Raw genomic sequence first — 25,829 nt, 5'->3', positions numbered from 1 at the left:
GACCATCGCTCAGATGGACGAGTTGAAGGCGGCGACGGCGACGACCCCGGACGGCACGGAGCCGGTAGTGACGACGCGCCTGCGCACCGCCTCAACCAGATCGGCGTGCTCGACAGTGATCCGTTCCAGCGGGGTGTGCAGGCTACGGGTGAGATCGTCTAGGTCGGGACGGGTGGGGCGGGCGGGGGCATGGTCCACAATGAGTCTCCGGGGGCCCGGGGCGCTGGGAGCGCGAGCGGCGGCTGTGGCTCGAACGGCTCTGGTCCGTGACCAGGATAGACAAATATCGACCCAGTGTCACCGTCGGTACCATCGTCGGCACGGCGAGTGGTAGACCGCGGTGGACGAAGGAGGAGCTCACATGTGCCGGAGCATCAAGACGCTGCGTGAACCGTTCACCCCGCAGGTGACCGACGCGGACGTCGAGGCGGCGGCGTTGCAGTACGTCCGGAAGATCTCTGGTTTCCGGGCGCCCGCCGCGCACAACGCCGCCGCGTTCGACGCCGCGGTGGCCGCCGTGGCCGGGGCGACGCGCACCCTGCTCGACCAACTCGTGGTGCGGGGCGCCGCGGCGGGCGTCACCGACCGGTCGACCCCCGCCGCCAACTGATCGCCGCCCACCGGCACGGCACCCGGCCGGGCCTGACCCGGGGCAGGGTCAGGCCGCGGCGAGTGCCGGGGCGACGGTGTCCGGCGCCCAGCGCGAACGGTGGCACTGCGACCAGCCCCGGCATCCCGGGTCGCCGAGCGAGCAGAGCCGCATCTTGCTGAGCACCTCACCGTCGTCGGTGTCCCGCACGTCGAAGTGCACCGGACGGACCGTGCCGTCCGGGGCGACGAGCAGGTGCCGGCCCGCGTCGAGCGTGTCGTCGCGCAACAGGCAGTTGCGGCCCAGCAGTCGGGCCAGCGCCGCGATGCCCGCGTGCTCGGAGAGCTGCTCGGGCACCCCGTAGCAGTCCACCACCGTCGCGAACTCGCCCGGCGCCTGCCAGACGTCACACACCACCGCGTACGTCGGCAACCGCGCCGGGTCGGCCACCGCCAACGGCATCACCACCCGGCCAAGCGCCTCGGCCAGCGCCGGGTAGACCTCCACGGGCTGAGCCCCGTCGATTCTCCAGTTCCACAGCTCGGTCATTCCGCCTCCTCGCTGCGTTCGTCCCCACCGGCCTCCGGATCGGGCCTTACTCACGATGGTGGGGGGCATTTGACCCCAGCCGGGGGCAAGTTACCGGTCTGTGACCATTCCGGGCAAAATTTCCCTGAGCGGCATTGCTCGGAGTAGCGGGAAGGTGACAGTTTATCGGGTATGGTGCGCCATCCGTACCACCGCCGCCGCGTGTCCCCCGCTCAGCGCAGGACGACCAGGTGTTCCCCCCGGGGCAGCAGCTCACCCACCACGGGAGCGCCGGGCACCTCACCGGCGACCAGCAGGCCACCCGAGGTCTGCGCGTCGGCCAGCAACAGCCGCTCCGCCTCGTCCGCCGCACCGAAGTCGGTCCACGGGGTCACCCAGTCCAGGTTCCGCCGGCTGCCGCCGCTGACGAACCCGTCGCGCAGCGCCTCGCGCGCACCGGCCAGATAGGGCACCCGGGCGGTGTCGATGGCCACCGTGAGCCGGCTGGCCCGGGCCAGCTTCGAGGCATGCCCGAGCAGCCCGAACCCGGTCACGTCGGTGCCGCAGCGGATACCGGCGGCGACCGCCGCGCGGGCCGCGTCCCGGTTGAGCGCGCTCATCGAGGCCACCGCCTCCGGGAAGCTCTCCCCGGTCGCCTTGTGCCGGGTGTTCAGCACGCCCACGCCGAGCGGCTTGGTCAGCGACAACGGCACACCGGCCCGCCCGGCGTCGAGGGTGATCAGCTCCTCCGGCCGGACCGTGCCGGTGACCGCGAGACCGTACTTCGGGCCGTCGTCGTCCACGCTGTGCCCGCCGGCCAGGTGACAGCCGGCCTCCCGCGCCACGTCCTGGCCGCCGCGCAGCACCTCACGGGCCAACTCCAACGGGAGCACGTCACGCGGCCAGCAGAGCAGGTTGAGCGCGACCAGCGGGGTGCCGCCCATCGCGTACACGTCGGAGAGCGCGTTGGCCGCGGCGATCCGACCCCAGTCGTACGCGTCGTCGACCACCGGGGTGAAGAAGTCGGCGGTGCTGACGAGGCCGGTCCGCTCATCCAGGCGCACCACCGCCGCGTCGTCGCCGTGGTCCAACCCGACCAGCAACTCGGCGGTGCCGCTCGCCGGGCCGAGACCGGCCACCATGATCTCCAGCTCACCCGGGGGAATCTTGCAGGCGCAGCCACCGCCGCGGGCGTACGTGGTCAACCGTACGGGTTCGGTCATCCCCCCATGATCTCGACAACGCGCCACGATCGCCACCGGCACCACCCAGCCGGTGACCAAAATCGGACGCCCGAGAACGATCGTGACCGGTGTTACCGCTCCGTGACCCGCTGGGTTGCGTTCTGCCACATCACGCCGCCTACAGTGGCCGCACCGGGGGTCAACCGACCCCGCTCCGGGAGACGACAGGGACGGTGAACGACGTGACGACGGGCGAACCGCTCATCGTGCTGGACGCGGTCAACAAGTGGTTCGGGCCGCTGCACGTGCTGGACGACGTCTCGCTGTCGGTGGGTCGCGGCGAGGTGGTCGTGGTGATCGGCCCGTCCGGCTCCGGCAAGTCGACGCTGTGCCGCACGATCAACCGACTGGAACCGATCAACTCGGGCACCATCACCTTCGACGGTCAGCCGCTGCCGGCCGAGGGCAAGCCCCTCGCGAAGCTGCGCAGCGAGGTGGGCATGGTGTTCCAGTCCTTCAACCTCTTCGCCCACAAGACCATCCTGGAGAACGTCACCCTCGGCCCGATCAAGGTCCGCAAGGAGAAGCCGGCTGCCGCGCGCGAGCGGGGCCTGGCCCTGCTCGACCGGGTCGGCATCGCCAACCAGGCGGACAAGTTCCCGGCTCAGCTCTCCGGCGGGCAGCAGCAGCGGGTGGCCATCGCCCGGGCCCTGGCCATGCAGCCCAAGGCGATGCTCTTCGACGAGCCGACCTCGGCGCTGGACCCGGAGATGGTCGGCGAGGTACTCGACGTGATGACCTCGCTGGCCAGCGACGGCATGACGATGGTCGTGGTCACCCACGAGATGGGCTTCGCCCGGCACGCGGCGAACCGGGTCATCTTCATGGCTGACGGGCAGCTGGTCGAGGACGCCCCACCAGCGGAATTCTTCGCCAACCCGCGCAGCGAGCGGGCCCGAGACTTCCTCTCCAAGATCCTCACGCACTAGGCGTCCGTTGTGGAGCGTGCCGCACCCCGGCGGGCTCCGTTGAAGAAGGAGAAAAGTATGCGTATCACGCGCGTTGCGGCAGTTGCCGCGGTCGCCGCCCTGGCGCTCGGCCTCACCGCCTGTGGTGGCGATGACGGCGGGGAGGGCACCGGCGCTGGCAGCAAGTCCTTCACCGCCGGCACCACCATGGAGAAGCTGAACAAGGCCCAGAAGATCAAGGTCGGCACCAAGTTCGACCAGCCCGGCTTCGGCCTGAAGGGCCTCTCCGGCAAGCCGGAGGGCTTCGACGTCGAGATCGCCAAGATCATCGTCAAGGAGCTCGGCATCCCCGAGGACAAGATCGAGTGGGTCGAGGCCCCCTCGAAGGTCCGTGAGGACGTGATCGTCAACGGCACCGTCGACCTGGTCGCCGCGACCTACACGATCAACGACAAGCGCAAGGAGCGCATCGCCTTCGCCGGGCCGTACTACGAGGCTGGCCAGAACATCATGGTGAAGAAGGACGACACCACGATCACCGGCCCGGACTCGTTCAAGGACGGCACCAAGAAGGTCTGCTCGGCCACCGGCTCGACGCCGCTCGAGGAGATCAAGAAGTACGTCAAGGACGTCGCCACCCAGGTGGTGCCCTTCGACACGTACGACAAGTGCCGTGACGCCCTCAAGGGCGGCCAGGTCGACGCCGTGACCACCGACAACGTGATCCTGCTCGGCTACATCGCCAAGGACGAGGCCTCCTTCAAGCTGGCCGGCAGCAACTTCACCAAGGAGCCGTACGGCATCGGCGTGAAGAAGGAGGACGCGGACTTCCGCAGCTTCATCAACGACACCCTGGACAAGGCTGTCGCCGACGGCAGCTGGAAGAAGGCCTGGGACGACACCGCCGGTAAGTTCGGCGCGGAACTGGGCTCGGCGCCCACCATCAACCGCTACTGATCCTTCGACCTGGAGGGTGGGGAGGAACACCGACCCGTGAACGTGCTCATCGACAAGTTCGACGTCTTTGCGGGTGGTTTCTGGCTCACCCTCCAGATCTGCTTCCTCGCCGCGATCGGCGCCCTCATCCTGGGCGCCATCGTGGCGGTGCTCCGCATCTCGCCGGTGCCGCCGCTGCGCGCGCTCGGCACCAGCTACGTGAACGTCTTCCGCAACATGCCGCTGACCGTGGTGATGTTCTTCGCCGCGTTCGGCCTGCCGGCGCTCGGCTCCAACGCGGACTTCCTCCGCATCCCGGTGATCGACTCGTTGTTCACCCGGCTCGGCACCGATCTGCCGTACTTCCGCTTCGCCCTGATCGCCCTCGTGCTGTACACCGCCGCGTTCGTCTGCGAGGCGCTTCGGTCCGGGGTCAACGCGGTGCCCTCCGGCCAGGCCGAGGCGGCCCGGTCGTTGGGGCTGACCTTCGGGCAGAACCTGCGCTACGTGGTGCTGCCCCAGTCCTGGCAGGCCTCGATCGTCCCGCTCGGCTCGGTGATCATCGCAATGATCAAGAACTCCGCGCTGGCCGGCTTCTTCGGGGTTGCCGGTGACCTGTCGGCCACGGCCGATCAGCTCACCGGGGCTGAGGGCTACGCCTTCGTCCCGGTCGCCATCGGCATCTCGATCGGTTACCTGATCATGACCGTGCCGCTCGGCACCCTGCTGGACCGGATCGAGAAGCGACAGGCGGTGGCCCGATGACTCAGCAGACCAGCGTCCTCTACGACGTTCCCGGGCCCCGGCAGCGGCGGATCACGCTGATCAGCAGCCTCGTCGCCGGGCTGGTCCTGCTCGTCGGGGCCTACTTCCTGATCTACCGGCCGCTGGACGAGAAGGGCCAGTTGTCGATGGAGCTGTGGGGGCCGCTGATCGACCCCTCCAACGAGAACTTCTCCCTGGTCTGGGAGCGGATCGGCCTCGGCTTCAAGAACACACTGATCGCGGCGGCGATGGCCATCGTGGCCTCGCTGGTCGTCGGCACCCTGCTGGCGGTGCTACGGATCCAGCTCAAGAGCCTGACCGGTCGCAAGTTCACCGGTCTCGCCGCGCCGCTGGCGTACCTGCTGCGTGGGCTGAGCATGCTGCTCTCGGCGGTCACCCGGGTCTGCGTCGAGGTGTTCCGCGGCCTGCCGGTGGTGATCACCATCTTCTTCGTGGCCCGCGGCTTTCCCGAGTTCGGCATCTACTTCGACAACCTCTGGTACCTGGTCATCGGCCTCACCATCTACAACTCCGTGGTGATCGGCGAGATCCTCCGCTCGGGCATGGAAGGTCTGCCGGGCGGCCAGGCGGAAGCCGCCTCCGCCATCGGGCTGTCCCCGGCGCAGAGCACCCGGATGATCCTGTTGCCGCAGGCCTTCCGGATCATGCTGCCGGCGCTGATCAGTCAGCTGGTGGTGGTGCTGAAGGACACCTCACTCGGCTTCATCATCAGCTACGAGGAGACCCTGAACATCGGCAAGCAGATCATCGGCGCACTGGGCAACCCCATCCAGGTCTACGTCGTGATCGCCGTGCTCTTCATCGTGGTGAACTACTCGCTGTCGAAGCTCGCCCAGTACGTCCAGCGGTGGCTCGCCCAGGGTCGCAAGACCGCGAACACCCCGGCGCAGAACCCGCCGCCAGCGGCCCTGATGTCCCAGGCCGAGGGCGCGGGCGGAGGCGGCGGGGGCGTCTGAGCCACGTCACACCGACCAGAAGGCCCGAAGGCCGCCCCGAACTGCTCGGGGCGGCCTTCGGTCATCTCCAGCATCCGCGCGGCGAGGGCCGCCGGTCTGACTCAGCGGGCGATCTCGGTGACCCGGGACTCGCGGACCACCGTGACCCGGATCTGACCCGGGTAGGTCAGCTCCTCCTCGATCTGCTTGGCCACGTCGCGGGCCAGCACGGCCGCCCCGATGTCGTCCACGTCGTCCGGCTTGACCATCACCCGGATCTCCCGGCCGGCCTGCATGGCGAAGACCTTGTCCACGCCGAGCTTGCCGGCGGCGATCTCCTCGATCCGCTCCAGCCGCTTGACGTACGCCTCCAGGCTCTCCCGGCGCGCGCCCGGCCGACCACCGGAGCAGGCGTCGGAGGCCTGGGTGAGCACTGCCTCGATGGTCTGCGGCGGCACCTCGTTGTGGTGCGCCTCGATGGCGTGCACCACGTCCTCGTGCTCGCCGTACTTGCGGGCGAGGTCCGCGCCGATGATGGCGTGACTGCCCTCCACCTCGTGGGTGAGCGCCTTGCCGATGTCGTGCAGGAACGCCGACCGCTTGATGATGGGCACGTCCAACCGCAGTTCGGCGGCCATGATGCCGGCGATGTGGGCGGTCTCGACCAGGTGCTTGAGCACGTTCTGCCCGTACGAGGTGCGGTAGCGCAGCCGACCGAGCAGGGAGACCAGCTCCGGGTGGATCTCGGTGATGCCGACCTCGACCAGGGCGTCCTCGGCGGCGCGCAGGCAGAGCTGCTCCACCTCCTGCCGGGCCAGGTCGTAGACCTCCTCGATCCGGTGCGGGTGGATGCGCCCGTCCAGGACCAGCTTCTCCAGGGTCACCCGGCCCACCTCCCGACGGACCGGGTCGAAGCAGGAGAGCAGCACCGCCTCGGGGGTGTCGTCGATGATCAGGTTGACGCCGGTCACCGACTCGAAGGCGCGGATGTTGCGCCCCTCCCGGCCGATGATCCGCCCCTTCATCTCGTCACCGGGCAGGTGCAGGACGCTGACCACGCTCTCCGCGGTCTGCTCGCTGGCGACCCGCTGGATCGCGTCCACCACGATGTGTCGGGCCCTCTGCTCGGCCGTGTTGCGCGCGTCGGACTCGATGTCCCGCACGAGCAACGCCGCCTCCCGCTTGGCCTGGGTCTCGATGGCGTCGATCAGCTCCAGCCGCGCGGATTCGGCGGTGAGCCCGGCGACGCGTTCCAGCTCCCGGCGGCGCAGCTCCTCCGACTCGGCCAGCTCGGCCTCCCGCTGGGCGAGCGCGGCCTCCCGGGCGGCGAGGGCGGCCTTCGCGGCGGTGAGCTGCCGCTCCCGCTCGGCGAACCGCTCCACCTCTTCGGTGTGCATCCGCTCCCGCTCGTCCATCCGGGCGGCCCGACGTTCCACCTCGGCGGCCTGCTCCCGGGTGGTGGCCGCGAGCACCGCCACCTCCCGCTCGCCGCTGCGCCGGGCTGCCGTGCGCAGCTGCTCGGCGTCCGCCTCGGCCTGCTTGTGGGCGCGCTCCAGAACGGTGTCCGCCTCGGCCCGGGCGTCGTCGAGGACCCGACGCGCCTCGGCGCGTGCCGCCTTCGCCTCGGCCTTCGCCGCCGCCGCCTCGGTGCGGGCCGCGGCGGCCGCTGACTTCGCCACGTCGATCGTGCTGTTCGCCTGGTCCGCCGCGGTCCGCAGGGCAGCGAGGGACTGCTCCTGCCGGTCCTTCTCGGCGATGAAGGCGGGGTCCTCCGGAGCCGGCGCGGCGCCCATCCGGCGCAGTGCCCGGATGCCGACCAGCACGGCCCCGATCACCACCACCGCGAGGACGAGGACGGCCGCGAGGAGCACGACGTCGAAGGCGTTCATGCCGGGACCCCGTCGGGTCTACCGATGAACCTGTGCCGCCGCCCCGCCATGGCCGCCTCCCCTAACGTCGAGACCGCAGCGACTGTGCCGGGGGCACACTCCTGCGGCTGTGGACGCCCGACCGGAGCGGCTGGCCGTGGATAGCTTTCTCCGCCGGCGGTGCCCGTGGGCAGCGTCGGCGACCGGGTGCAGTTGTCGCAGCGTTCCGGACCGGCCTGTCCGGAACTGCTGCCAAAGGCCGCGGAGTCGGCCAAAGTGATGCTGTTCTGTTACGCGATCTATGTTGTGCGCTTAGCCTGCGCTGGTCGGGCAATGTGAGCCTGTATGGCGAGGCTAGGTCGCCGGGGGTGCTCTGGTCAAGGACTCATGATCAAACCCCCCGAACGGAGAGAAGTCGTACCGTCACCGGGCGCTGACATCGCGCCGGACAGGAGAGGACAAACTCCGCGAGGTGCACCGCTCGTTGGACACGTCGGGCCTGCTCAGCGCCGTCCAGCCGGTTCTCAGGCGAGGCCGACGACCCCGCCAGGTGTGACCCATCCGTCTCGTCAGACGTCAGCTGGCTCCCACCGCCGCCGCTGCCGCTGCCGCTGCCGCCAAGATCGTGCTCGACCCAGGTTCGAGTGGGGTCGTCGCGCCGGTGAGGCCACTACATCCTGGATCGAGCACGATCAACCGGTCAGCCGTCCGACCGAACGGCTGTCACCACCGAGAGCCCGACAGCCTGGGCGGGCTGGTCACTCCACCGCGCGGTTGTCGCGCTCCAACTCACCCTCGGCGTCGGCGAGCGCGTCGGCGTCGATCTGCTCGGCGAACTCGGCCGCCTCGGCGCTCTGCGCGGCGAGCGCGTCCTTCACCGCCCGGATGGCCACACCAGGCGGGTAGCCCTTGCGGGCCAGCATGCCCACCAGCCGGCGGAAGACCGCGTCCGGCTCGCCTCGGGCGGTGCGCAGCTTGCGCTCCACGAGACTGCGGGCGGTGTCCGCCTCGGTCTCCTCGTCCAGCTCACCCAGCGCCTCGGTGGCCACCTCGCCGTCCACACCCTTGCGGCGCAGCTCGTTGGCGAGCGCCCGACGAGCCAGGCCCCGCCCGGCGTGCCGGCTGGACACCCACGCCCTGGCGAACGCGGCGTCGTCGATGATGCCGACCTCGTCGTACCGGTCGAGGACCTCTGCCGAGACCTCCTCGGAGATGCCCCGCTTGGCCAGCGCCCCGGCCAGCTCGGCCCGGGTGCGGGGCCGGACGGCCAGCTGGCGCAGGCAGATCTCGCGGGCCACCTCGGACTCGTCCCGGGGAGGAGCCGGAGACTCGACGGCATCGGCCTCCCCGGAACCACCCCGGCGGCCTCGCCGGGGGCGGGGCGGATCGGTGGTGTCGCCCGTACGAGGCGGACTGGCATCCCAGCCCCGCCCCGTACGAGCGCGTCGTCCTGCCACAGGTCAGCGACCGGTCAGAAGTCGACCGGCGGCAGCTCCGGGCCACCGGCGGCGTCACCCGCGCCGACCCCGACGCCGAGCTTCTCCAGGATCTTCTTCTCGATCTCGGCGGCCACGTCCGGGTTTTCCTTCAGGAACTCCCGGGCCTTCTCCTTGCCCTGGCCGAGCTGGTCGCCGTCGTACGTGTACCACGCTCCGGACTTGCGGATGATCGCCTGCTCCACGCCGACGTCGATCAGCGAGCCCTCGCGGGAGATGCCCTTGCCGTACATGATGTCGAACTCGGCCTGCTTGAACGGCGCGGCGACCTTGTTCTTCACGACCTTGACCCGGGTGCGGTTACCGACCACGTCGGTGCCGTCCTTGAGGCTCTCGATGCGTCGCACGTCGAGCCGGACCGAGGCGTAGAACTTCAGCGCCCGACCACCGGTGGTGGTCTCCGGGCTGCCGAACATCACACCGATCTTTTCCCGCAGCTGGTTGATGAAGATCGCCGTGGTGCCGGTGTTGCTGAGCACACCGGTGATCTTCCGGAGCGCCTGGCTCATCAGCCGGGCCTGGAGGCCCACGTGGCTGTCGCCCATCTCGCCCTCGATCTCGGCACGGGGCACCAGGGCCGCCACCGAGTCGATCACGATGATGTCCAGGGCGCCGGAGCGGATCAGCATGTCCGCGATCTCCAGCGCCTGCTCGCCGGTGTCCGGCTGGGAGACCAACATCGCGTCGGTGTCGACGCCGAGGGCCTTCGCGTACTCCGGGTCGAGCGCGTGCTCGGCGTCGATGAAGGCGGCGATCCCGCCGTTGCGCTGGGCGTTGGCCACCGCGTGCAGTGCCACGGTGGTCTTACCGCTGGACTCGGGACCGTAGACCTCGATCACCCGGCCACGCGGCAGACCACCCACGCCGAGCGCCACGTCGAGCGCGATGGAGCCGGTCGGGATCACGGCGGTCTGGACGACCGGCCGCTCCCCCAGCCGCATCACCGAGCCCTTGCCGAATTGCTTGTCGATCTGAGCGAGAGCAAGGTCGAGTGCCTTCTCCCGGTCAGGCCCTGCTGCCATGGTTGCCACCCCTGCCTTCGCCGGCGTCTTTGCTGAGCTTCGCGTCACGCGGACACGCTAGGCGCTAGGTCCGACAGAAAACCAGCCGACGGGCCGCGAGCTGTGGACGAGCACCCCGCTGTGGACAATAGCCGAACAGGTGTACGACTCGACAAACGACACGCGGAACCGGCGAAAAGGCTGCTCAGCGTAGTCGAGCGGGCACCCGGTCGGGGTAGGCGGCGCAGACCGCCCGCCACACCACGTGCGTCTGCTCCCCTGCCGCCAGAGCCTGCTCGATGGTCCGTCCGCCGAGCTGGGACAGCACCTGATCGCGGGCGATGCTGGCCGCGTAGCCGGGCCCGAACGCCTCGTCCAGCCGCGTCCAGAAGTCGGTCAGCCGCACAGTTATCAGCCCTCCTCGTCCGGTGCCCCGGTCGGCACCGGGCGCAACGCTAGCGCCACCAGGGGCACCGCCGCGACCGCCGCGAGCAGGGTGAGCACGGGATATCCGGCGAACTGCATGACAAACCCGCTGACCACGGCCGCCCCGGCCCCGGCCAGCCCCATGATCAGATCGGAGAGCCCCTGGACGCTCGGCCGCACCCCGGGCGCCACCGACTCGGACAGCAGGGTCGAGCCGGCCACCATCGTCCCCGACCAGCCCAGCCCGAGCAGGACCAGACCGACCGAGAGCCGGGGCGTGTGGTGCCCGGCGGTGCCGGCGACCGCACAGGCGGCCAGCAGCAGCCCGACCCCACCCAGGATCACCGCCCGTCGACCGAGCCGGTCGGTGAGCCAACCGACCACCGGGGAGAACGCGTACATGCCGGCGATGTGCAGGCTCAGCACGATGCCGACCAGCCGCAACACGTCGGCGTCGGCGTGCGACTCACCGAGGCGGACCGGCGTCATCGCCATCACCGCCACCATCACCAGGTGGCCCACCGCCACGGCGGCGATGCCGAGTCGGGCGGCGGGCTGTCCGCGTACCACCGACCAGGCCGCCCGCATCCCGGCGGCGCGTGGCGCGCGCACCCCGACCGGGGCGGCGCCCGGCCGCCCGGCACCACCCGCCGCCGGCGCCCCGGCCGCCACCGCGGTCGCCGTCGCGTCGGCGGCCGACGGGCGGTCGGCGGCAGGCGTGTCGGCGGCCGCGAGCCGCCGCGCGGTGAGCAGCGGGTCGGGCCGGAGCAACCCGAGGAGTACGACGGCAGCCAGCACGAAGGCGGCCGCGCTGAACGCGAACGGGCCGGCCAGCGGGGGCAGCCCCCAGCCGGTGGTGACCCGGTCGGCCAGCGCGGCGAAGTTCGGCGCGGCCACCGCACCGATGGTGGTGGCCCAGACGATCAGGGAGAGCTGCCGCCCCCGGCGGGCCGGCTCGGCGAGGTCCACGGCCGTGTACCGGGCCTGCAGGTTCGCGGCGGTGCCCCCGCCGAAGAGCAGCATGCCGAGGAAGAGCAGCGGCACCCAGCGGGTGGCGGCGGCCAGCACCACCAGCACACCGCCGACGGCGCCGACCGCGTACGCCAGCACCAGACCCGGCCGGCGACCGTGCCGCGCCATGATCCGGGTGACCGGGACGGCGAGCAGCGCGGCACCGACCACCCCGGCGCTCTGCGCGACACCGGCCACCGCGGTCCCGGCGATCCGGGCCGCGAGCAGCGCGCCCACGGCGATGCCGATGGTCACGCCGATCCCGCCGATGATCTGGGTGGTGAAGAGCAGCCGCAGGGTGCGCCGCTGGATCGACGCGACGTCGGGTCGGACGCCGGTACGCGGTGCGGTCAGGTCGGTCGCCATCGGCGCTCCTCGCGGACGGGGGAAGCCCTCATCCTCGCGCACCCACCCCGACCCCGACGCCCCCGCCGGGCCACCCGACCGACCGACCGCCCGGCCAGCCGGGCGCAAGATCCGCGCAAGATCAGGGAAGTTGCTGTCTCGAACCGCCGGGAAGCAGCAGTTTCCCCGATGTTGCGCGGATCTTCGTCGCGCGGGGCCGCCGGTCAGGCGGTCATCACCCGCTGGTGCAGGGACGACACCGCGGCGCGGGCCGCCACGAACGCGCCGTGCTGCCAGGCCACCTCGTGGCTGAGCCAGTCCCCGGCGAAGTAGACCCGCCCGGCCGGCTGGAGCAGCAGGTTGTAGCCGGCCGTGCCGTACCGGGGTGAGGTCCAGGCGCCCTCGATGTAGCGGGTCCGGTCCCAGGCGTGGGAGTACGAGGTGACCAACTCACTGCGGTACTTGTCGCCGTGGATCTTCACACCCTGGCTGACCGCGCGCTCGGCGCGCTGCTCCGGGGTCAGCCCGCTGTACGCCCTGGCGTTCGCCCCGGTGTTGTAGTAGCCGACGACCAGGCCGCGCTTGCCGTGGAAGCCGTACGACGGGTACCAGATGTGCGACAGGTCCAGGTCGGTCTCGGTGATGCCGCCGTAGATCCGCTGATCGGTCTCCCACCAGCGGCTGCGGTACTCCAGGCCGATCTTGCCGGAGGCGGTGACCGGGAAGTCGGCCAGGGCCGCGGTCACCGCCGTGCCGAGATTGTGCGGCACCCGGGCCATCAGGTGCGGCGGCAGCGCGGCCACGCAGTAGTCGGCGGTGACCTGCGACTGCCGGCCATGCTGTCGGTAGGTCACCTCGACCCGGCTGCCCCGGTCGGTCACCGCTGTCACCTCGGCGTTCAGTCGGATCCGGTGCGCACCCACCGCCCGGGCCAGGGCTCGGGGGATCTGGTCCATCCCGCCGACCGGCTGGAACATCAGCATGGCCTGGTCGTAGCCGAACTCGAAGGAGAAGTACCGGCCGATGTTGCTGGCGAACACGTCGGAGAGCGCCGGCGGCGTACCGAGCGGGATCCCCACGTCGTTGCCCGCACCCGGGTACGCGGAGAAGCCCCGACGGCTCGTCCCGGTGTACGCCCAGTCGCTGCTGCGTCCGCCGATCGCCCCGAAGCTCTGCAGGAACGACAACAGCCGCTCGCGGTCCTCCGTGCTGAGTCGGGCGTCCAACGCGCCCTGGTCGGTGGCCTTCGCCAGCAACTCCGAGACGTAGCCGTACACGTCGGCCTTGGCGGTGCGGTACCGGACCGGCGCGGTCATCCCGGCGGACTCGTTGTAGATCCAGGCGTCGGCGTTCTGGTTGGTGAAGACCTCGACGGGCACGCCCAGTTCCCGGCAGTAGTCCATGGTGACCATCCACTGTGCGATCCGCCCCGGACCGGCGTTGAAGTAGACGCCGTCGGAGAAGCCGGCGCGCTGCGTGCGTCCGTCCAGGTCGGTCTCGACGTCACCGCCCCGGATGGTCAGGTTCCGACCACCGACGCGGTGCCGCGCCTCCAGGATGGTGCAGTGGTAACCGGCCTTGCCCAACTCGTACGCGGTGGTCAGCCCGGCGATGCCGCCGCCGAGCACGACCACGCTGGCGCCGGACCGCCCGCTGAGGGTGAAGTCGGACCGCTCCGGCGGCCGGAACGCCGGGGTGACCGACGCGGCCGCGCTGGGGGCCAACCCCATGGCACCCATCGTGGCGAGCATCGCTCCGGCCCCACCGCTGATCCCGACCGTACGCAGGAACCCACGCCGGCTGACCATCGACTGCGTCTGATCGCTCATAACGGCCTCCCCTACAAGATCGACTCGCATGAGTCTGCAGAGACGCTGTTACGTGGATCGCGCGACGCCGTTTCCGATAGGTATCAGCCTCACTCGATGACATGGCCGGCCGGCAGTCGCCTGGCCGTCGCGGGTTCGGGTTCACCTCGGCCGCCACGGGCCGGTGCCGGTCGCGGAAACTCGCTGTGGGCCAGGGCGGGGTACGTGCGACAGTTCCACTGCGCCGATCGGCAAGGAGGTCGTGCCATGCCTCTGCTGCGAGTCCGGGTCGACAGCGACCTCGGCACCGCCCGTCGCGTCCTGCAACTGCACCAGGAGGGCAGGAGCCATCACGAGTCGCGGGAATCGGCCCGGGAGCAGGTGTGGCGTCAGGGCCGCACCCCGGCTGGTGACCCGGTCTTCGTCGGCGTGACGAACGGTCGTCGGCACGTGCAACTGCTCTACGACGTCGAGGTCCACCCCGACACCACGTCCTGAGCGCTCCGACCGTCGCGGGGCGTCTTCAGCAACGTCACCACGAGCGGTTGGTCCGCCGTCCGGCGCTGGCGCGGGACACGACGGTGAGGTCGGCGACCAGACCCTCGTACGCCTTGTCCTGGTCGTCGGCCCGCAGCACGGCGGACGGATGGATGGTGGCCAGCAGCCGGGTGGGCGGCGCGTCGGCCCGCTTTCCGGCGTTGTCCACCGGCACCTGCGTGAAGTCCGCTGGGTGTTGGGCCGACTCCGGCCAGGGCAGCAGCTCGCCCCGCTGCCGGGTGACCCGGAAGGACGGGCCGAGCAGCGCCTTGGCGGCGGTCGCGCCGAGCACCACCACGAACTCCGGACGCAGCCGGGCGAACTCGGCGACCAACCACGGTCGGCAGGCGGTGATGTGCACCTGGTCCGGGGTCTGATGGATCCGCCGCTTGCCGCGCAACTCAAACCGGAAGTGCTTCACGGCATTGGTCAGGTAGAGCTGGCCCGGGTCCAGCCCGGCGTCGTCGACCGCGCGGCGCAACAGGCGTCCGGCCGGGCCGACGAAGGGCAGCCCTTTCAGGTCCTCCATGTCGCCGGGCTGCTCGCCGACCAGCACCACACGGGCGCTCTCGTCACCCCGGCCGAAGACCGTCTGCGAGGCGTCCCGGTACAGCTCGCAGCCCCGACAGCCGCCGGCGGCGGTGCGCAGGTCGTCGATGGTGTCGGCGTCGGGCGGGATGAACCGCTGGGCGCCCGGAGCGTTCCCGGTCTGCTCGGCCATGCCGACTGTTATATACCCGTTCGGTGCCCGCCGCCGGACACGGCGCAGCGCACCCCGGCCGCGTCAGGTCAGTACCCGTTACCGCCCCCGTCGCCGCCGGACGCGATCGCGATCAGCACAATGATGATGATGATGATCGCCACCGCGATGGCGATCCAGATCCCCTTACGAGCCCCACCAGAAGCCATATCCCCACACCTCCGGGCGCCCGCATACCCGTCCCCGCCGCCCCGAATCCTCGCGATCTTGCACTTCCTGTCTCGACCAAAGCCAAGACATCGGGCATTTCGCCAACAGAAACTGCAAGATCGCGGAAAACGTCGGGCGGGGCGGGGGTGGGGTTAGGTGGGGAAGCCTGGGGGGTGGGGTGGGTTTTCGGCTTGGGCCAGGGCTGCGGCCAGGGGGGCCAGGTCGGTGGGGTCCAGGGGGCTGACGGTGATGCGCAGGGCGGGTGGGGCGGCGATCCGGTAGAGAGCGCCCGGAGCCACCGCCCACCCGGCGTCGCGGAGCGCGGTCACCGCGCTGGTCTCGTCCGCGACCGGCAGCCAGACGTTGATGCCGCTACGGCCGTGCGCGGTCAGGCCGTGCGCGGCCAGCGCCGCGAGCAACCCTTCGCGCCGCTGCTCGTAACTCTGCGCCGCCCGCCGCACCAACTCGGTGACCGCCGGGTCCCGCCACAGGGCGAGCACCAGGCGTTGCAGCACTGTGGAGACCCAGCCGGCGCCGACCCGGGCACGGCCGCTCACCCTGGCCACCGTGGTCTCGTCACCGACAAGCACCGCCATCCGCAGGTCCGGGCCGAAGGGCTTGCTCACCGAACGGAGGAAGGCCCAACTCGCTGTCGCACCGGCGAGCGGATGCAGGGGTACGCGGGCCAGTTCGGCAGCGTGGTCGTCCTCGATCAGCAGCAGGTCCGACCGGCCGGCGAGCAGTGCCCGCAGCGCCTCGGCGCGGGCCGCCGACACGGCGGCGCCGGTGGGATTCTGCGCTCGACTGGTGACGATCAGCGCCCGCGCTCCGGCGGCGAGCGCCGTGGCCACCCCGGCGACCAGCGGTCCCTCGTCGTCCAGCGGTACGCCGATCGGGCGCAACCCGAGCGCGGCGACCAGGTCGAGCAGGTTGGCCCAGCCCGGGTCCTCGACCGCCACCGCGTCGCCGGGGCGCAGGTGGGCGCCGAGCAGCCGCTCGATGCCGTCCAGCGCGCCGCCGGTGAGGGTCAACTCGCCGGCCGGTACGCCGTCGGCGCGCAGCCTGGCCCGGGCCGCCTCGGCCAGTTCGGGCAGCACCCCGGCATCGGAGTAGCCGACCGTCGGGCCGCCGTCGGTGGCGAGCGCCGCCAGGTGCGGGCCCAGCGGGGGAAGCAGCCGCGGATCGGGTTCACCCCGGGACAGGTCCCGGGCGCCGGGCAACGGTGGGGGTCGCAGCGCGGAGCGACGGGCGGCCACCGGCGGGCGGGGGCGTACCCGGGTGCCGTGCCGACCGGCGGTGGCGAGCAGCCCGCGCTGGCGTAGCTCCTGGTAGGCGCGGGCGACGGTGGCGGGGCTGACCCCCAACTGCGCGGCGAGCGCCCGCACCGGCGGCAGGGCGGCCCCCGGTGGCAGGGCGCCGGCACGGATGCCCGACTCGATGCTGGCCGAAATCTCGACGGCTGTCGTACCGGTGGGCTGATAGTGTGCTGACACAAATAAGAGATTGTACTAGAACAAAGGGGCCGCGCGCATGTATCCACCCACCGCCCGGACCACACCCCACCGTTCCCGCGACAGGATGAGCTACGACACTGCCGCCGCCCACGCCGTGCTCGACGAGGCCTACGACTGTGCGCTCAGCTTCGTCGTCGACGGCCAGCCCCGGGTGCTGCCCACCCTGCACGTCCGCATCGGCGACACGCTCTACCTGCACGGCTCCACCGGAAGCCGGCCGCTGCTCGCCGCCCGGGGCGAGGACGGGCTGCCCGTCTGCGTCGCGGTGACACTGCTCGACGGGCTGGTCTACGCCCGCTCCCAGTTCCACCACAGCGCCAACTACCGCTCCGTCGTCGCACACGGCACCGCCCGACTCGTCACCGACGAGCGGGAGAAGCTCGCCATGCTCACCGCGCTGGTCGAGAAGGTCGGCGCGGGACGCAGCGCGGCCACCCGTCCGCCCAGCCGTCGCGAGTTGGCCGAGACCGCCGTCCTGGCGCTGCCACTGCGGGAGGTGTCCGTCCGGGCCCGCACCGGTGGGGTCCGCGAGGACGAGGCCGACCTGCACCTGCCGCACTGGGCCGGCGTGCTGCCGCTGCGACTGACCGCCGGGGCACCGGAGCCGGACGCCGGGGTCACCGCGCCGCTGCCGGAGTACCTGCGGACGGCCCGCACACCGTGGCACGAGCCGGTCCCGCTGCGCGGCGAGCACGTCCTGCTGGAACCGCTGGAGTTGGCGCACACCGACGACCTGCACGCCGCCACCGCCGACGACGAGGTGTGGCGGCACCTCACCGTCGCGCCACCGACCGCCCCCGCCGAGACCGCGGAGGTGATCGGCGCCGCCCTGGCCGCCCAGCACCGGGGCGAGCGGGTGGCCTGGGTGCAGCGGTGCGCGGCGACCGGGGCGGTGGTGGGCAGCACCTCCTACTACGACATCGACCCGCAGCGGCGGGCAGTGGCGATCGGGCACACCTTCCTCGGCCGGCAGTGGTGGCGTACCGGCATCAACACCGAGGCGAAGCTGCTCCTGCTCGGCCGCGCCTTCGACGACCTGGGCGCGGTGCGGGTCGCCTGGCACACCGACATCCGCAACGTCCGCTCACAGACGGCCATCGAACGGCTCGGCGCCACCCGGGAAGGGGTGCTGCGGATGCACCGGCAACGCCCGGACGGCTCCTGGCGGGACACCGTGCAGTACGCGATGACCGTCGACGAGTGGCCGAACGCACAGGTCAGGCTGCGAGAAAGACTTCTGCGGACGGCGCCGGTGGCGTGATGATGGCGGGCGTGCTGGGGATCACCGACATCTGGACGTACGTGCTGGGCACCGTGGCCATCATCCTGCTGCCCGGTCCGAACTCACTCTTCGTGCTCTCCACCGCCGCCAAACGGGGCGTCGCGGTCGGCTACCGGGCCGCCGGTGGCGTGTTCGTCGGCGACGGGGTGCTGATGTTCCTCTCCGCCGCCGGGGTGGCGTCGCTGCTCAAGGCGTACCCACCGCTGTTCCTGGTGATCAAGTACGCCGGTGCCGCGTACCTCGGTTATGTCGGGGTGACCATGCTGCTCGGCGCCGCGCGGCGCTGGCGCGACCGCAACGACCCAGGCACGCCGCGGCTCATCGACGCCGCGGAGCCGGCGGCGATGCGCAGCCCGTTCCGCAAGGCGCTGGTGATCAGCCTGCTGAACCCGAAGGCGATCCTGTTCTTCATCTCGTTCTTCATCCAGTTCGTCGACCCCGGCTACGCCTGGCCGGCGCTGTCGTTCCTGCTCCTCGGCCTGATCGCCACGGCGACCAGCGCGCTCTACCTGACCGCGTTGATCTTCGCGGGCACCTTCCTGGCCGCCCAGTTCCGCCAACGTCGCCGTCTGGCGGCCGGCGGCACCACGGCCGTGGCCGCCCTCTTCCTGGCCTTCAGCCTCAAGCTGGCCACCGCCACCGCCGGCTGACCCCGCCCCACCTGCTCGCGATCTTGCACTTTCGGTCGTCGACATGCGCGCTTCAGGGCTATTTGTCGCCGCAGAAACTGCAAGATCGCGGGAGGGCTGGCGGTCAGGTGCCGTCGCCGCCGGAGCCGCCGCCTCCCACGCCGGCGCCGCCGGCGGTGCCGCCGAGGCCGTAGCCGGGTCGGACCGGCTCGTCGGGATGGCGGCTGACGTGGGCTGAGCCCGCGATCTGGGCGGACCAGTCGGCGTGCGCGGCAGCGGCGGCGTGCCTGTTGATCGCCTGGCGGAGCCAGCCGTCCACGGTGGCGACCCAGTCGCGCCGGTCGGCACCCTCGTGCCAGATCCGGAACCGGCTGATGCTCTGGTGCGTGATTCCGGCCAGGGCCAGCCGGCGATCCATCCAGAGGATCACCTCAAGGCCGGCAGAGTTGGTCACGAAGATCAGCTCCAGTTCGGTGATCGGACCGGCGTAGAGCGGCCCTACCCAGTAGCCCCAGCGCTGGTGCAACGGCAGGGTGTGCTCCACACCCGGCAACCCGCCCTGCTGCAACCCGGCCTGGCGGATCATGAAGCCGAGCGTGTCCAACGCCGCCAGCACGTGCTGCTGGGTGGGGATCGGGTGCACGAAGACCGGCACCATGGCCCCCTGGTCACGGTCGGGGTCGAGCGACACCTCGGTCCGCAGGCCCATCCGCAGGCTCAGCAGCGGCACCCCGCCGAAGATGGTCACCGGAGTCTCCCAGGGCAGCGGGAACGCGAAGTCGACAGCCCGCCGCCGACCGGCCGGTACGACGAACCGGCCGGCGATGGGCACCTGGTGGAACTGCATGAGCCGCCGCGGCGCCGCCGGGTCGTCCGGTTCGACGGTGGTGACCAGGCCGAGCCGGATGTGACGGACGAGCACGTCCTCCGGACCGGCGGCGAGAGTCACCCGGCCGGGCAGGCGCAGGCCCGGCCGGGTGCTCGGATTGGGGAGAGTGGTCTGCACGGAGAGCCCGGTCCCACCGGACTCCGGTGACACTCCCGTCAAGCGCACCGCACCCTCCACGCCAGGCTGAGGTGACCTCGCCCCTCGCGAGGTCACCTCAACTGTCGCGGACCCGGTGCGGGGTCACCCCGACTTTCGCGGATCCGGCGCGCGGTCACCCGACTTCGACGGAACGTGACCACCCATCCGGTTTCACCGCATCCGGCGCCCGCGCGGCACCGTGTCGGTCTCGTCGTCGAACTCCCCGATGACCTCCTCCAGGAGGTCCTCCAAGGCGACGAAGCCGATCGGCCGGGCCGGGCCGCCGCCGTTGCGCACCAGCGCGAGCTGCGACTGCCGGGCCCGCATCGCGGCCACCGCCTCGGTGACCGTGGACGTCGCGGGCAGGGTGAACGCCGGCGTCATCAGCTCCCCGGCGGTGGCGGCCCGGCCGGTGGTGACCACCCGTACCGCCTCCCGGACATGCACGAGGCCGCACACGTCGCCCGCCTCGTCGAGCACCGCGAGCCGGGATCGGCCGCTGTCCCGGCTGACCTGTTCGATCCGCCCGGCCGGGTCGTCCCGGCGGACGGTGACCATGGTGGCGAACGGTTCCATCACCTGCGCCACCGAGGTGCCCTGCAACTCCAGCATGCTGGTCAGCAGCTGGTGCTGCTCGGCGCCGAGCAGCCCGTGCTCACGGGACTGCTCCAGCAGGATCCGCAGCTCGTCCGGGCCGTGCACCTGGGCGAGCTGGTCCTGCTGGTTGACGCCGAACAGCCGCAGGATCGCGTTGGCCAGGGCGTTCAGCGCGGAGAGCACCGGCCGGGAGACCCGGGCGAAGGCCCGGAACGGCAACGCGAGCAGCGTCGCCGACCGCTCGGCGTCGGTGATCGCCCACGACTTCGGGGCCATCTCCCCCACCACCAGGTGCAGGAAGGTCACCAACCCGAGGGCGAAGACCAGGGCGACCACGTGACTGGCCGCGTCGGGCAGCCCCACCGCGTGCAGCAGCGGGCTGATCAGGTGCTCGATCGCCGGCTCGGCCAGCGCGCCCAGCCCCAGGGTGCACAGGGTGATGCCCAGCTGCGCCCCGGCCAGCATCAGCGACAGCTCGCGGACCCCGTCGAGCGCGGCGCGGGCCGCCCGGCCACCGTTCGCCGCCGCCTGCTCCAGGCGGTAGCGCTTGCTGGCCACCAGGGCGAACTCGGCGGACACGAAGAACCCGTTCAGCGCCAGCAGGATCACCGAGCTGAACAGGGCAATTCCGGGGCTCATCGGCGCTGTCCTTCATTCGCGACTGCGGGGCTCGCAAGCTCACTCCTCGCGCTCATGCGGTCACCTCGGGTTTGGTCAGCTGCAACCGCACCGAGTCGGCCACGTGCCGGTCCACCGCCAGCACCTCGACCAGCGCCCGGGGCTCCGCGTCGTTCTCCTCGCCGTCCGCCCCCTCGGGTTGCAGGCTGATCTCCAGCCGGTCACCGACCTCCGGTACCCGGCCCAGCTCCCGCATCACCAACCCGGACAGGGTGTCGTACTCCGGGGCCTCGGGCAGGGCGATGCCGGTGCTGTCGGCGACCTCGTCGATCCGCCAGCGGGCCGGCACCACCCAGGACCCGTCGTCCTGGCGGGCCGGTGCCCGCTCCGGTGGGTCGTCCTCGTCGCGGATCGGGCCGACCAGTTCCTCGGCGATGTCCTCCAGCGTGATGACACCGGCGAAGCCGCCGTACTCGTCGACCACGCAGGCCATCTGCCGGTGCCCGGACCGCAGGCGGTCGAGCACCGTGGGCAGGGGCAACGTCTCCGGTACGAGCAGCGGCGGCCCGGCCACCGCGCTCACCGGGGTGGTGGCCCGCTCCCCCGGGGGTACGCCGAGCACGTCGGCGATGCCGACGATGCCGAGCAGGTCGTCGACGCCCTCCGCGCCGCGTACCGGGAACCGGGAGTGCCCGGTGTCCAGCAGCTCGACCACCCGGCTCACCGGTTCGTGCGCCCGTACGGTGTGCACGTCCACGCGGGGCACCATGGCCTCGCCGGCGGTCAGTTCGCGAAAGTCCAGACCTCGGTCGAGCAGCGTGGACATCTCGGCGTCGAGGCTGCCCTCCTCGCGGGACTCGGCGATGATCTGTTCCAGGTCGGCCGGGGTGGCACCACTGGGCAGTTCCTCGATCGGTTCGATACCGACGCGGCGCAGCAGCCGGATCGATGCCCGGTCGAAGAGCCGGATCAGCGGCCCGGCGACGGCCAGGTAGATCAGGGTGGACCGGCTCAGCGCCCGGGCCAGTTGCTCGGCCCGCGCGATGGCCAGGTTCTTCGGGGCCAGCTCACCGAGCACCATCTGCACGATGGTCGCGATGACCAGGGCCAGCGCCACCGACAGCGGCAGGCTGACCCCCTGGCTGACGCCGGCCACGCCGAGCAGGTCGGCGAGACCACCACCCAGGTACGGCTCGGCGACGTAGCCGACCAGCAGGGCGGTGACGGTGATGCCGAGTTGGGCGCCGGAGAGCATGAAGGAGAGCCGGCTGGTGACGGTGAGGGCCCGGGCGGCGGCCTGATCGCCGTCATCGGCGAGCTGGCGCAGCTTGCCCCGGTCCACGGCGACGTAGCCGAACTCCTGCGCCACGAAGTAGCCGGTGGCGGCAGTGAGAATGATGATCAGTAGGAGACCAACGACGATCAACACGGGTCGCTCAGGGCTCCCGGGGTCGTCGGTACGGGGATATGCCGGGCACGACCCGGCTGGCTACTGCTGCCCTCCTGGGCAGAAGAGTCGATCATGCCCCCATTTTATCGGCGCTGGCTGTGACTCCGCTGGGGGTGGGCCGAAGGAGCGGATCGTCCGGTTGAGCGGACGCCGCCGGCCGTCACGCCGGCCCCGCCGGCTCACCGCCCGCTCCCCGTTCGGCCAGCTCATCGGCGTCGAGCAGGCCCCGGTCGAGCCGCCCCGCCCGGTACGCTGCCCGCCCGATCATCTGCGCCGCGACCGGCGCGGTCGACAACTGGAAGACCGCCACCAGCAGGATCATGCCCAGGTCCGCCGGGGACCGCAGCCGCAACGCGATGCCCAGCAGCAACAGGAGCACCCCGAGCACCTGCGGTTTGGTGGCCGCGTGCATCCGGGACAGCGCGTCCGGAAAGCGCAGCACACCGATCCCGGCGGCCAGGCTGAGCAGCGCGCCGGCCACCAGACAGGCGGCGCCGAGCCAGTCCGCGACGGTGGCGATCACTGCTGCTCCCGGACGGCGAAGCGGACCAGCGACACCGAGCCCACGAAGCCGAGCAGGGAGAGCACCACCAGCACGGGCAGGGTGGTGGCGTGCCGGTTCACCGCCGCCTCGGCGCCCACCGCGCCGACCATCGTGGCGAGCAGCATGTCCGCGGCGATGACCCGGTCCACCAGCGACGGGCCCCGGTAGAGGCGGACCAGCGCGAGGAGCGCGGTGACCGACAGCAGTGGGGTGAGGACGGCGGCCAGGAACGTGGTCACGGGCGGGTTCCCTTCTCGGATGAGGTGACGTCGACGCGGCGCAGTTCGGCGCTGGAGCCGACCGCGCGGACGATTCGCCGCTCGACGACGAGCGTGCGGTCCCGGGCCACGTCCAGATCCGCCGGACCGTGGGTGTCCAGGACGTGCAGGTAGAGCGTTCCGGAGTCCCGGTCCACCTCGAGGATCAGCGTGCCCGGCACCAGCGAGACCACCTCGGCGGTGAGCGCCAGGTTCAGGTCGGTGGGCACCCGCAACCGGACCGCGATGATCGCCCCTCGTGGCCGGTAGCCGGGCTGCACCGCGATCCGGGCGATGTGCAGGCTCGCGTTGACCAGTTCGACAGCGAACCGGCCCGCGAACACCAGCAGCGCCCATGGTCGCAACCGGCCACCGAAGCTGACCGCCGGCAGCGGGAAGAACACCAGCACTGCCCCGCCCACCAGCAGGCCACTGACCAGATTGGCCCAGGTGATGTTGCCCCAGAGCAGGCTCCAGACCAGCACCAGCCAGCCGAGCGCCACCGCCTGGTCGCGCCAGCGCCCAACCTGACCGCGCCCCACCACGCGAGGCCTGGGCGCGTCGGGAGCTGGCTCGGTTGGGCCGGTCACGGCCCGCCGCCCGGCAACACGGCACTGACGTACGGGGTACGCAGGAGCAGGTCCCCGGCGGCGTCGGCGGTGACGTCGAAGAGCGGACCGGCCAGCACTGTCAACGCCAGCCCCAGCGCGACCAGGGCCACTGTGGCGCCGACCATCAGCCTCGGCAGCTGGACCACCGGCTCGCTGGTGGCCGTGCGGGGCGCACGCCAGAAGGCGATGTTCCACACCCGGGACGCCACGTACAGGGTGAGCAGGCTGGTCAGCGTGCCGGCCGCGACCAGCACCCCGGGCAGCGGCCCGCCGGCCGCCACCCCGGCCTGGAGCAGGCCGAGCTTGCCGAGGAAGCCGGAGAACGGTGGCACTCCGGCGAGGTTCATGGCCGGGACGAAGAAGAGCACACCGAGCAGCGGCGCCGCCCGGGCCAGCCCTCCGATGCGGCGCAGGTCGGTGCTGCCGGCGCGCTCCTCCACCAGCCCGGCGACGAGGAACAGCGTGGTCTGGATGGTGATGTGGTGCACCACGTAGAAGATCGCGCCGGAGAGCCCGGCGGCGGTGCTCAACGCCACCCCGAAGATCATGTAGCCGATGTGGCTGACCAGGGTGAACGAGAAGAGTCGCTTCAGATCGGACTGGGCCACCGCACCGAGGATGCCGACCACCATGGTCAACCCGGCGACGACCATGAGCAGCACGTCGGCGCGTCCACCGGGAAACAGCAACGTCTCGGTGCGGATGATCGCGTAGACGCCCACCTTGGTGAGCAGACCGGCGAAGACGGCCGTGACCGGGGCCGGCGCGGTGGGGTAACTGTCCGGCAACCAGGCCGACAGCGGGAAGACCGCCGCCTTGATCGCGAACGCCAGCAGCAGCATCAGCTCCAGGGCCAGTCGCACACCGCCGGGCAGGTCGTCGAGGCGCTCGGCGAGCTGGGCGAGGTTGAGCGTGCCGGTGGCCGCGTACACCAGACCCACCGACGTCAGGAAGATCATCGAGGAGAGGATGCTGACCACCACGTACGTCGACCCGGTCCGGATCCGGGTCTCGGTGCCGCCCAGGGTGATCAGCACGAAGCTGGCGGCCAACAGGATCTCGAACCCGACGAAGAGGTTGAACAGGTCACCGGCCAGGAACGCGTTGGTGACGCCTGCGGTGAGCACCAGGTACGTCGGGTGGAAGATCGACACCGGCGAGCTCTCGCTCGTCTCGCTGCGACCCTGGCCGACCGAGTACAACAACACGCACAGGGTCACCGCCGAGGACACCACCAGCATCAACGCGGCGAGTTGATCGGCGACCAGGACGATGCCGACCGGCGGCGGCCACGCCCCCACCGCCACCACCACCGGCCCGTACCGGTACGCCTGCACCAGCAACAGCACCGCCACCAGGAGCGTGCCGCTCAGACACAGCACGCTGATCGTGCGCTGAAGTCGGGGCTTCCCGGCCAGCAGCAGGCTCAGCGCCGCACCCAGCAGCGGCACCACCACCGGCAGCGGCAGCAGCGCGCTCACTGCCCGTCATCCCCACGTCGCAGCCGTCGGCGGGCCGGTTCGGGATCGACCTGCTCCGGGTCACCGTTCGGGCCCTCCCCACCGAGGTCGGCAGCGCTCGCCTCGTTCCGCCCGGCCCGGCTGATGATCTGCCGGTCCTCCAGGTCGTCGGGGACCTCGTCGTCGCCGGAGAGATACCAGCTGCGGTACGCCACAGCGAGCAGGAACGCGGTGAACCCGAAGGTGATCACGATGGCGGTCAACACCATGGCCTGCGGCAACGGGTCACTCATCCGCTCCACCGGCCCGCTGCCGACGATCGGCGCCCCACCCGGGCGCCCACCCAACAGGATCAACACGTTCACCCCGTTGCCGAGCATGATGATCCCCAGCAGGACCCGGGTCAGGCTGCGCTCCAACAGCAGGATCACCCCGCACCCGACCAGCACCGCGACGGCCAGCACCAGCACCAACGTCGGCCCCGCCCCGCTCTCCGTCACGGCGTTGCTCCT

General features: G+C 71.3%; 27 protein-coding genes. 8 read left to right on the top strand and 19 right to left on the bottom strand.

The features are described 5' to 3' along the window. Positions 1–9 precede the first annotated feature (9 nt). Positions 10–198 carry a hypothetical protein gene (locus tag QCZ28_RS13890; protein WP_030336759.1) on the bottom strand — a complete coding sequence of 63 codons (189 nt, stop codon included), beginning with the start codon at positions 196–198 and terminating at the stop codon, positions 10–12. Positions 199–361: 163 nt separating this feature from the next. Here QCZ28_RS13890 and QCZ28_RS13885 point away from each other — a divergent pair, with 163 nt between their 5' ends. Next, the gene (locus tag QCZ28_RS13885; RefSeq protein WP_279517029.1) at positions 362–610 is read left to right on the top strand and encodes a DUF2277 family protein; all 249 of its coding nucleotides are present in this window, start codon (positions 362–364) and stop codon (positions 608–610) included. A 48-nt stretch (positions 611–658) separates the two neighbouring features. On the opposite strand, the gene QCZ28_RS13880 is transcribed toward QCZ28_RS13885, so the two are convergent. Then, positions 659–1,138: a hypothetical protein gene (locus tag QCZ28_RS13880; protein WP_030336763.1), complete on the bottom strand. Its 480-nt coding sequence runs from the start codon at positions 1,136–1,138 to the stop codon at positions 659–661. A gap of 212 nt (positions 1,139–1,350) precedes the next feature. Then, positions 1,351–2,340: a selenide, water dikinase SelD gene (selD, locus tag QCZ28_RS13875; RefSeq protein WP_279517028.1), complete on the bottom strand. Its 990-nt coding sequence runs from the start codon at positions 2,338–2,340 to the stop codon at positions 1,351–1,353. Positions 2,341–2,534: 194 nt separating this feature from the next. Here selD and QCZ28_RS13870 point away from each other — a divergent pair, with 194 nt between their 5' ends. Genes QCZ28_RS13870 through QCZ28_RS13855 form a run of 4 tightly spaced genes read left to right on the top strand, consistent with a single transcriptional unit; the run spans position 2,535 to position 5,947 of the window. Continuing rightward, complete coding sequence (locus QCZ28_RS13870; RefSeq protein ID WP_030336767.1) at positions 2,535–3,290, top strand: amino acid ABC transporter ATP-binding protein; 756 nt, start codon at positions 2,535–2,537, stop codon at positions 3,288–3,290. 57 nt (positions 3,291–3,347) lie between these two features. Next, positions 3,348–4,226, top strand: coding sequence for a glutamate ABC transporter substrate-binding protein (locus QCZ28_RS13865; RefSeq protein WP_279517027.1), 879 nt, complete (start codon positions 3,348–3,350; stop codon positions 4,224–4,226). Positions 4,227–4,262: 36 nt separating this feature from the next. Next, positions 4,263–4,970 carry an amino acid ABC transporter permease gene (locus tag QCZ28_RS13860; protein WP_279517026.1) on the top strand — a complete coding sequence of 236 codons (708 nt, stop codon included), beginning with the start codon at positions 4,263–4,265 and terminating at the stop codon, positions 4,968–4,970. Beyond that, positions 4,967–5,947 carry an amino acid ABC transporter permease gene (locus QCZ28_RS13855; RefSeq protein WP_279517025.1) on the top strand — a complete coding sequence of 327 codons (981 nt, stop codon included), beginning with the start codon at positions 4,967–4,969 and terminating at the stop codon, positions 5,945–5,947. Before QCZ28_RS13860 ends, QCZ28_RS13855 begins: the two co-directional genes overlap by 4 nt. A gap of 101 nt (positions 5,948–6,048) precedes the next feature. Here the strand turns inward: QCZ28_RS13855 and rny are convergent, their stop codons facing one another. From rny to QCZ28_RS13825, 6 genes are all read right to left on the bottom strand, one after another. Continuing rightward, the gene (rny, locus tag QCZ28_RS13850) at positions 6,049–7,815 is read right to left on the bottom strand and encodes a ribonuclease Y (RefSeq protein ID WP_279517024.1); all 1,767 of its coding nucleotides are present in this window, start codon (positions 7,813–7,815) and stop codon (positions 6,049–6,051) included. Between the two features lie 737 nt (positions 7,816–8,552). After that, a complete protein-coding gene (locus QCZ28_RS13845) occupies positions 8,553–9,251 on the bottom strand; it encodes a regulatory protein RecX (RefSeq protein WP_279517023.1) in 699 nt (232 codons plus the stop codon). Between the two features lie 14 nt (positions 9,252–9,265). Continuing rightward, complete coding sequence (recA, locus tag QCZ28_RS13840) at positions 9,266–10,312, bottom strand: recombinase RecA (protein ID WP_088990914.1); 1,047 nt, start codon at positions 10,310–10,312, stop codon at positions 9,266–9,268. Positions 10,313–10,496: 184 nt separating this feature from the next. Further along, positions 10,497–10,697, bottom strand: coding sequence for a DUF3046 domain-containing protein (locus tag QCZ28_RS13835; RefSeq protein WP_030336777.1), 201 nt, complete (start codon positions 10,695–10,697; stop codon positions 10,497–10,499). Between the two features lie 5 nt (positions 10,698–10,702). After that, on the bottom strand, positions 10,703–12,094 hold the full coding sequence (locus QCZ28_RS13830; RefSeq protein ID WP_279517022.1) for an MFS transporter: 1,392 nt from the start codon (positions 12,092–12,094) through the stop codon (positions 10,703–10,705). A 203-nt stretch (positions 12,095–12,297) separates the two neighbouring features. After that, a complete protein-coding gene (locus QCZ28_RS13825; RefSeq protein ID WP_279517021.1) occupies positions 12,298–13,902 on the bottom strand; it encodes a flavin monoamine oxidase family protein in 1,605 nt (534 codons plus the stop codon). 246 nt (positions 13,903–14,148) lie between these two features. Here QCZ28_RS13825 and QCZ28_RS13820 point away from each other — a divergent pair, with 246 nt between their 5' ends. Next, positions 14,149–14,379: a hypothetical protein gene (locus QCZ28_RS13820; protein WP_279517020.1), complete on the top strand. Its 231-nt coding sequence runs from the start codon at positions 14,149–14,151 to the stop codon at positions 14,377–14,379. Between the two features lie 34 nt (positions 14,380–14,413). Here the strand turns inward: QCZ28_RS13820 and QCZ28_RS13815 are convergent, their stop codons facing one another. Beyond that, on the bottom strand, positions 14,414–15,139 hold the full coding sequence (locus QCZ28_RS13815) for a UdgX family uracil-DNA binding protein (protein ID WP_279517019.1): 726 nt from the start codon (positions 15,137–15,139) through the stop codon (positions 14,414–14,416). Between the two features lie 341 nt (positions 15,140–15,480). After that, the gene (locus QCZ28_RS13810; RefSeq protein WP_279517018.1) at positions 15,481–16,821 is read right to left on the bottom strand and encodes an aminotransferase class I/II-fold pyridoxal phosphate-dependent enzyme; all 1,341 of its coding nucleotides are present in this window, start codon (positions 16,819–16,821) and stop codon (positions 15,481–15,483) included. Between the two features lie 37 nt (positions 16,822–16,858). On the opposite strand from QCZ28_RS13810, the gene QCZ28_RS13805 reads away from it, so the two are divergent. Continuing rightward, on the top strand, positions 16,859–18,103 hold the full coding sequence (locus QCZ28_RS13805) for a bifunctional pyridoxamine 5'-phosphate oxidase family protein/GNAT family N-acetyltransferase (RefSeq protein WP_279517017.1): 1,245 nt from the start codon (positions 16,859–16,861) through the stop codon (positions 18,101–18,103). Continuing rightward, complete coding sequence (leuE, locus tag QCZ28_RS13800; RefSeq protein WP_279517050.1) at positions 18,103–18,774, top strand: leucine efflux protein LeuE; 672 nt, start codon at positions 18,103–18,105, stop codon at positions 18,772–18,774. The genes QCZ28_RS13805 and leuE overlap by 1 nt, the downstream gene beginning before the upstream one ends. A 103-nt stretch (positions 18,775–18,877) precedes the next feature. On the opposite strand, the gene QCZ28_RS13795 is transcribed toward leuE, so the two are convergent. From QCZ28_RS13795 to QCZ28_RS13760, 8 genes are all read right to left on the bottom strand, one after another. Further along, positions 18,878–19,807 carry a sporulation protein gene (locus tag QCZ28_RS13795; RefSeq protein WP_279517016.1) on the bottom strand — a complete coding sequence of 310 codons (930 nt, stop codon included), beginning with the start codon at positions 19,805–19,807 and terminating at the stop codon, positions 18,878–18,880. A 144-nt stretch (positions 19,808–19,951) separates the two neighbouring features. Further along, complete coding sequence (locus QCZ28_RS13790; RefSeq protein WP_279517015.1) at positions 19,952–21,016, bottom strand: hemolysin family protein; 1,065 nt, start codon at positions 21,014–21,016, stop codon at positions 19,952–19,954. Between the two features lie 52 nt (positions 21,017–21,068). Next, positions 21,069–22,424: a hemolysin family protein gene (locus tag QCZ28_RS13785; protein WP_279517014.1), complete on the bottom strand. Its 1,356-nt coding sequence runs from the start codon at positions 22,422–22,424 to the stop codon at positions 21,069–21,071. 181 nt (positions 22,425–22,605) lie between these two features. Then, positions 22,606–22,965, bottom strand: coding sequence for a monovalent cation/H(+) antiporter subunit G (mnhG, locus tag QCZ28_RS13780; RefSeq protein ID WP_279517049.1), 360 nt, complete (start codon positions 22,963–22,965; stop codon positions 22,606–22,608). Further along, on the bottom strand, positions 22,965–23,228 hold the full coding sequence (locus QCZ28_RS13775) for a monovalent cation/H+ antiporter complex subunit F (protein WP_279517013.1): 264 nt from the start codon (positions 23,226–23,228) through the stop codon (positions 22,965–22,967). The genes mnhG and QCZ28_RS13775 overlap by 1 nt, the downstream gene beginning before the upstream one ends. Continuing rightward, entirely contained in the window at positions 23,225–23,788 is a 564-nt protein-coding gene (locus QCZ28_RS13770) for a Na+/H+ antiporter subunit E (RefSeq protein ID WP_347815106.1), read from the bottom strand. The genes QCZ28_RS13775 and QCZ28_RS13770 overlap by 4 nt, the downstream gene beginning before the upstream one ends. A gap of 44 nt (positions 23,789–23,832) precedes the next feature. After that, entirely contained in the window at positions 23,833–25,338 is a 1,506-nt protein-coding gene (locus QCZ28_RS13765; RefSeq protein ID WP_279517011.1) for a Na+/H+ antiporter subunit D, read from the bottom strand. Continuing rightward, positions 25,335–25,817, bottom strand: a complete 483-nt coding sequence (locus tag QCZ28_RS13760; protein WP_279517010.1) for a Na(+)/H(+) antiporter subunit C — start codon at positions 25,815–25,817, stop codon at positions 25,335–25,337. The genes QCZ28_RS13765 and QCZ28_RS13760 overlap by 4 nt, the downstream gene beginning before the upstream one ends. Positions 25,818–25,829 lie beyond the last annotated feature (12 nt).

It is taken from the genome of Micromonospora sp. DH14, assembly GCF_029809455.1.
In the GTDB taxonomy this organism is placed as follows: Bacteria; Actinomycetota; Actinomycetes; order Mycobacteriales; family Micromonosporaceae; genus Micromonospora; species Micromonospora parva.
This window is presented reverse-complemented; position numbering and strand designations above follow the sequence as displayed.